The organism is Sphingobium algorifonticola, assembly GCF_004005485.1.
Classification (GTDB): Bacteria; Pseudomonadota; Alphaproteobacteria; order Sphingomonadales; family Sphingomonadaceae; genus Sphingobium; species Sphingobium algorifonticola.
Genome location: NZ_RZUL01000024.1, coordinates 1 through 6897, shown reverse-complemented (window position 1 = coordinate 6897; position 6897 = coordinate 1). Strand labels below are relative to the sequence as shown.

Sequence of the window (6897 nt, the reverse complement as noted above, 5' to 3'; positions counted from 1 at the left end):
ATATCCTGACAGTCCAGCTAAAAGTGGCGGTTGGAAGGTAAAAACCATCGGTGCCTCCAGCACTGCCCAAAACCCCATGGGTCCCCCGAGGCGGGGGTGGGCGGCGAGAACGACCGGAGAGGCCCGCGCAAGCGGCGGGCCGCACCCGGAGGGGCGAAATGAAATGGAGCAGTTTGGCGAAGCCGGGCTTGCGGCGCGCCGTGGCGGGGCTAGCAGGGAGCGCCGACCAAACCCGCATCGAGGGAGGCCAAAAATCAGCGCCGCCGCGCCAGCGGCGTCCGCTGGTGAGCGGGCGAAGCCCGCGCATCGGCATGCGCGACGAAGCGGCCGAGCCCGCGAGGGATCGACCGCTCAGCCTTGGTCGCTGCTGGATCATGGCTGCTGGGCGTGCATCCAGTCGGCTGCCGCTTGCGCCTTGCTCGCCGCGGTGAAGATCGCCCGGGGCTCGTCCTTGAGCAGTTGCAGCCAGGAAGCGATATAGGCCGCGTGATCGGGTCGCGGTTCGTGCGCGATCCCGAGATCGGCGAGCAAGAACGATGCGGTCAACTCGGCGGTCGCTTCCTCCATTGCGAGCGCGTGCCTGGTCCACTTGGCGCTGAAATCCCGGTCGAGCCGATGGGCTGCGCCACTGGCGTGGGCTGCCTCATGAATATGGGTGGCGTAGAAGCCGTGGGCATCGTGGAAGGCGCTGAAATCCGGCATGTGGATGCGGTCTTCGGCGATATGATAATAGGCGCTGGCCGAGCCGTAGACGGTATCGATGCCGAGGGCGGCGATGAAGGCTTCGGCGGCGGCGAGGCGTTCGCTCTCGGGCAGGACCGGCCCCGGTTCAGGCGCATAGCCCTCGACCTGATCGGCGTTGAACAGGCTGAACGCCTTGGCGAAAAGCCGTCGGTGGTCGCCGTCATCGTCGCCGACGTCATCGCCCTTCGCGCGAGACTCCTTCCAGAGGACGCCGAGGCTGGCGTGCTCGCCCTTGCGGACCTGCGCGCCGAGCGCCTGCCACTGGCGATAAGTGCCCCAGACGCCGCTCGCATAGCCGCTGCCATAGGCGGCGGCCCAGAGCGAGACCGTGTTTATGCCGCGGTAAGGCTTGTTGCTGGCAACGTTGGTCGGGCGGGTGACGTCGGCGCCGGAATGATGCCACGGCATGCGCAAGGTGCCGGTGCCGGCTTCGATGGCGTCGATGATCGCTTGCGTGACGCGAGCGTAGACGTCGATACGTGGTGAGGCTGACATGATCTGTTCTCCGTTCTCGCGCCGGGGACCATCCCCGGCGGCGGAGGCCTGTTCGCGCCGGGCAAAGGGGGGCTCGCGCACCCATCAGGGCCGCAGCGAAGCGAAGGACGGCGAAGCCGTTGCGCGGGCGCGCCGACCGGCGCAGGACTCCGCCGACAGCCGGGGTGGTCTACGGCGCGGGAGGATCGATCCCGGCAATCACCGCGGTCAGACGATCCAGCTCGCGCTGGAGCGCCTGACGCTGGAGATCGGAAATGCGCCGTTCGCGTAAGTGCGCCCTGGCATCGGCAGCCGCGCGGTCCCAGGCCGGCCTGTGGCGAGCGGTGATGCAGGCGTTGGGACAGCGGGTCGGCTCGCACAGGGCGGTGAGCGGCTGCGCGGGATCGGGAGTTGTCACGCGCTTGAGGCAGAGCGCGGTCGCGGGATCGAAGAAGCAATCCGCTAGCGGGCCGACATGGAAGGTGCGCGCAACGCTGGCGAGCATGACGCGCAGGCGGGCGCGATCGGCGATCATGGTGGGCAATGGCCCGAGCTTGAGGGCGGCATCGTCGAGCGTCCGCGCGATACGCGATCCCGCCGGCCCGCCGAGTGATGCGCCGCCCTGACGCCGGTCGAAATAGTCCAGCAGATCGTCAATCTGACCGAGCCGGCGCTGTGCCTCGACCTCGGCACGAAACCCCGATGCGCTGGTCCCGGCATAGCCCTCGAAAGCGGCGACCGAGGCGTGCTTGTACTGGATCATGCCGGCGATGGTGCCGAACGGACGGTTGGCAATGTGCCACGCGATCGTACGCCGGAACTGCCGCGTCGTGATGCGCCACGGCTTGCCATCGGGACCGGGCGGGATGACCGGCATAGCGGGACTGCCGAAGGCGGTGTTGAGGTGATCGCGGAAGGTGTTGAGCTGACGGACCACCTCGCTCGACAGATGCGTCTTGGCGACGGCGCTCGCGCGCAGCACCGGCCAGAGCGTATCGTTGCCGCTGGCGCGCGCTGGTCCTGCCGACAGGCGTTCGAGCACCGCGATCGCGGCTGCGACCGGCTCGATCGTCACCCAGCTCGCCGCCTCGCCCATGGCCGCCCGGCGCTTGTAGATGGTCGATCGGATGCGATGCCGCTCGATCAGGCCGTCCTCACTGCGCACAATCGAGAGGCACCCGCGCCGCATCGCCTGCACCTCGCAGTCGCGCATGCCGGTCAGGTAGGCACACACGATATAGGCGGCGGCCTGGAGCATCCGTTCCTCATGTGCGAGAGTCTTCGCGTCGAAGCGCTCGCGCCATGGCCGACCGCTATCGGGATCGATCGAGATCGGCGTGTCCATGCCCCCGACCTCTACCCCTAGCTCGGCCGCCACTGCGTCGATCAACCTCGCTTCACCGCCGGTCAGCATGAAATGCGCGCCTGGTTCGGCCTGCACGTCGATCCCGGCATGGAGATGCAGGAGATGAGCGTTGATCGGTGGGGTCACGGCGCCGGTGTTGGGATCGACGCGCAGCTTGCCATTATGAGCGGTGCCCCAGATCGGTGCGCCGCGCCCCTCGCGGCGTCGGCGACCGAAATAGGCCTTCAGGCGGGTGCGGCGACGTCGCCGGCGATCAGCATCCGGAAGGCCGGCGTCGGCGGCGGCAAGGCGATCGCGGCGCGCTTCGAGCCGCGCAAGTTCGCGGCGGGCGGCGAGAATATCGTCTGCGAACATGGTGATGTAGCGCAACGACCAGGCGAGTAGCGCGGCGATGACCTCTTCCGGGAACCGCGGCGTGCGGTTCTCCCGGACATGGCGGTAGCCTGCTACGCGGGCGGGGGCCTGTCCAGCCCAGGGCTCGAATGCAAGGGCACCGCCAGGCAAGTGGTCACGATAATGATAGAGATCGGAGACCACTTCGAGGAGATGGCCGACGATGACGGGTCGCCGGGCCGGATCGGCCCGAAGGTGCCGGACATAGGCATCGGCCAAAGCCTGATCAATGCGATTAAGGTCGAGCCGTCCGAGCGCCAAGCGCGCGAACGCGAAGAACCGGCGTGCGCGGTTGAATGCCTGGCGGATGCTCGCCGGCGACAGCTTCGGGCGGTAGCCCGGAAGATCGACGTTGAGGCGGGCGTAGAGATAGGCGCGCATCGCCGCCTGCACATCGGCATGTTCGAGCACGTCGAAATGCACGGTAACGTGGCAGCGCCGGGCGTTCTCGCGGAAGACGGCGGGACCGAGATCCCAGCTCGGGTCGCCGACGCGCGATAGCTCCTCATGGATATGGCCTTCCTTGAGCGGCGCGCTCGCCAGCACGGGGCGATCGTCGAAGGCCGGTGCCTGGGCATGGGCGGGCATGGTCATGCGCGGACCTCCGGCGGCAGATAAAGCCGCTCGCTCTCCATCTGTCGGCGCGCATCGGCAATGACGGCATCGGAGAAGGCCGGCACGACCTGGGCGGTGATGCGAGCATGGACGCGGCCGAACTTGGTCGCCCAGTCGGTCGCGGGCAGACTCAACCGCTGCTCTTCGACGAATGCGAGGAAGGCGAGGATCGCGGGGAGCTTGCGCGCGGTGATGACGGCGTTGGGACAATCGAGGCAACCCCAGAAGGGCTGCGCGCAGGGTGAGCCGGCCTCGGCGAAGGGACTGCTATGGAAGCCCGCGCAGGCGGCGAGCCAGACATCCTGCTCGCCGTCGAGCAACGGACCCACGGTATCGGGCGGCATCAGCGGCGCGGCCTGTTCGGGTGCTTCGCGCAGCGCCTGCTCGGCGGTGGGCGGAAGCACGGTCGGTATCGCGGCGGCGACTGCTGCGCGAAAAGCATCGGCGACGGCCATCTCGTGCAGGGACCGGAGCGACGGCAGATCGGCATAGTGGCGCGCCGCCACCTCGCGCGAGTGGCCGACCGCGAAGCGGGTCATATGCCCCTCGGTCTTGGTGTACCATAGCGCCTTGTGGGTCTTGCGGAGCCGGGAGAGCAGCAGGTGGAGGGGCTTGCCGTCGTCATCGACAATATCGTGCTGAGCTACCCAGGCATCGATCCGTTCCGTCGGGTGGCGGATACCTGCCCGCAGGCCGCCAGCGTTGTGATAAACCCAAAGACGATCGTCGTTCAGATGCTTGCGGGTAGTCGCCGTGACCTCGATCAGACGACGAATAAGACCGCCAGGTGTGCCGCCCCCGCCGTCGCGGATGCGCATGCTCTTGTGCTCGGCGCCGCGCGCGCGGCGCTTGAGATAGCGCAGCTCCACCGTGCCGGCATGCGGGTTGGTGAGACAATCTATGGTCAGCGCCTTCAGGCACTCGGGCTCGAGGCCGGTATCGAGCGTCAGCAGCACGAGCAGCGCCGGCAGGTCGCGCGCGAGCAGGTGATACCGGCCATGAAGATCGTCGATGAGCGTGCTGAACGGCAGGCCGCGCCGCAAGCGCATGAAATAGAGTGCTCGCACCTCGCGCCGGTCTGTCGGGATCGCTCCATGCCGCGCGATGATCGCTTCGACATCGGCGCGCGCCCTGGCGATGACCGGGTCGCCTTCATCGGCGCGGTCGTCGGCGCCGAGACGGCGGAACATCGCTTCGACATCGGTCCTCGCGGCGTCGCGCAACGCGCGGGCGAAGAAGGGGCTATAAGCATCGCGCGGGGTCGAGCGGCCCGCCGATGTCGCCAGCGTGTAGCGCACCCTCTCATGCAGGTCGGGCGCGATCCGATCGGGCCGGTCTGCCTCGATCGCGCGCAATGTGTTGACGATCTTGCCGACCGATATGTGCCGGTGGATCGCGCCCATCCCGCGCTGTTCAAGCGCGGAGGCGAATCCATCGATATGGACTGCGCGCAGATCGCTGACGCCGGTCACCTCCGGCGCACCATCGCCAAGCCAGGCGAAAAAGTGACGATAGACCTGCACATACTGCTTGATGACGCTGGCCGCACCGATGGGGCCGCCGAGCGCTGCTGATCGACGCAGCGCGCCGGCAAAGGCGATAGCGAGCGGGCGAGGATCGAGTGCGGCCATATCAACCTGGACCGTTCCGCCATGCCGGGCCTCGATGGTGAACTTGAGGCCGAGCACCGGATCGGGCTTCTGCGGCTCCGGCGTGATCGGCGCGAAGGCGACAGGCCGGCCCTTACGGGGATGCCCGCTCATACGCTTTGCGGCCCCGGAAGCAACGCCAGCAGCTCCTCGACGGCCGCGTCCACCGTATCGGCGCGGGTCGCGATATGATCGAGGTAGATATAGGTGGTGGTGAGGCTCGCGTGTCCAAGGAGGCGTTGGACCTGTTGCAGCGGGTCGCCGAGGATCAGCCGGTAGCTCTCCACCGGCCCCGCCGGCAATGTCGCTTCGCGCAGCCGTTGCTGGATCAGCAAGGCGAGCATATGGACCGCGAATGTATGGCGAAGCTGGTGCGGGCTGATCGACAGCGGGAAGCCGTTCTCCGCGCACCGGTTGCAGGCGCGGGTGAAGATCACCTCCCACGAGTTGGGGCGGACAGGTTGCCCGACCTCGGTCAGCCATAGTGCCGCCGGCTCGTGGGGCGTTCCATCCTCGTCGCACAGGATCAGGCGGCATCGTTCCTCCGGAGTGCAGACATCGCGCATGCGGTCGAGACCGGCGCGGGGGACAGGGATCGGTCGCTCGAAGCTGGCCCCGCCATCGCGCGCGGCGAACTTGGTCACGCCCGCTGCGCGCTCGACGGCGACATAGGCGGCGATCTGGCGAAGCAGCCGACGCGGGAGCAGAACACTACGTCCCCGGTCGCCCTTGGTGAGCGGCGGCGGGAGAGGCAGCCAAAGTTGTTGGGCATCGCCGTCCGCGCGGTCAATCGCCGCGAGCTCGGCGGTGAGCAAGCCCGACGCCTCTTCGAGGCGCAGGCCTGTGGTGACGAGAAGATCGGCGAACAGTGCGTTGCGCAGCCCGTTACGGTCACGAGCGCCGGGGCGTTCGGTGCCGTCAGGGGTGAGCCCGCGCAGGCCGACCTCGCGGAAAATGCGGTAGTCGTCCATCGTGACGAATCGCACATTCGACCGCTTGGCGACACGTTCATAAGCGTCGTTGCGCGTCGCGATCATGCCGCGACGGCCGCCTTGCGCCGGTCGCCACACCGCGCGGCGGCTGAACGGCGCGTCGGCGATCAAGCCTTGCTGCTCGCCCCAGCGGTAAAGGCGATCGAGGCTGGCGACGGCGCGGTTCCAGCTTGACGCCGTGATCCGGTGATCGGCTTCGTCGCGGCGTCGTTCACGATGATAGGCGTCGACGTCGTCGCGGGTCGCAGCCCACACGGTCTTGCCGCAGGCATCGAGAAAACGAAGCCAGACTACGACATCATAGGCATAGGCGCGAAGCGAGTGCCGCGAGCGGACGCCCGACAGCGGCAGGTCGAGAAAGAAGCGATCCAGATCGGGATCATAGAGCGCGTCACCGCGCAGGATCAGCGGCACATGCGCATCGAGGCCCCTGGCCTCGCGGCGCTCGCAAACAGTAATGATCGACACCGGCACGAAACCCTCCCCCCGGACCCCCCACCCGGAAGCTGACCTCGCACCGTTGCGCCTATGGCCCGGCAGCAATCAGGCTGGCCTCCGCCAGCTCTTGGGTCAGCGCTACGGCCAGCCTGATTACTGCCTACCGTGGACGTCCATCGCCGACCTAATGCAATGTTGCGGACGGCGCAGACTGTCCAGATAAGGC

General features: G+C 67.7%; 4 protein-coding genes. All 4 read right to left on the bottom strand.

Features of this window, described 5'->3' with window-relative positions; genetic code table 11:
• Nucleotides 1–372 precede the first annotated feature (372 nt).
• The gene (locus ENE74_RS17900) at nucleotides 373–1239 is read right to left on the bottom strand and encodes an ArdC family protein (RefSeq protein ID WP_127692230.1); all 867 of its coding nucleotides are present in this window, start codon (nucleotides 1237–1239) and stop codon (nucleotides 373–375) included.
• A 169-nt stretch (nucleotides 1240–1408) separates the two neighbouring features.
• Nucleotides 1409–3571, bottom strand: a complete 2163-nt coding sequence (locus tag ENE74_RS17895) for an integrase (RefSeq protein ID WP_127692229.1) — start codon at nucleotides 3569–3571, stop codon at nucleotides 1409–1411.
• The gene (locus ENE74_RS17890; RefSeq protein ID WP_127692228.1) at nucleotides 3568–5355 is read right to left on the bottom strand and encodes a hypothetical protein; all 1788 of its coding nucleotides are present in this window, start codon (nucleotides 5353–5355) and stop codon (nucleotides 3568–3570) included. Before ENE74_RS17890 ends, ENE74_RS17895 begins: the two co-directional genes overlap by 4 nt.
• Nucleotides 5352–6701 (bottom strand): tyrosine-type recombinase/integrase, encoded by a 1350-nt coding sequence (locus ENE74_RS17885; protein ID WP_127692227.1) that lies wholly within the window; start codon nucleotides 6699–6701, stop codon nucleotides 5352–5354. The genes ENE74_RS17890 and ENE74_RS17885 overlap by 4 nt, the downstream gene beginning before the upstream one ends.
• Nucleotides 6702–6897 lie beyond the last annotated feature (196 nt).

Coding starts and splice junctions, on each gene's coding strand:
- ENE74_RS17890 (WP_127692228.1), bottom strand. CDS start 5,355: ATGAGCGGGCATCCCCGTAAGGGCCGGCCTGTCGCCTTCGCGCCGATC.
- ENE74_RS17900 (WP_127692230.1), bottom strand. CDS start 1,239: ATGTCAGCCTCACCACGTATCGACGTCTACGCTCGCGTCACGCAAGCG.
- ENE74_RS17895 (WP_127692229.1), bottom strand. CDS start 3,571: ATGACCATGCCCGCCCATGCCCAGGCACCGGCCTTCGACGATCGCCCC.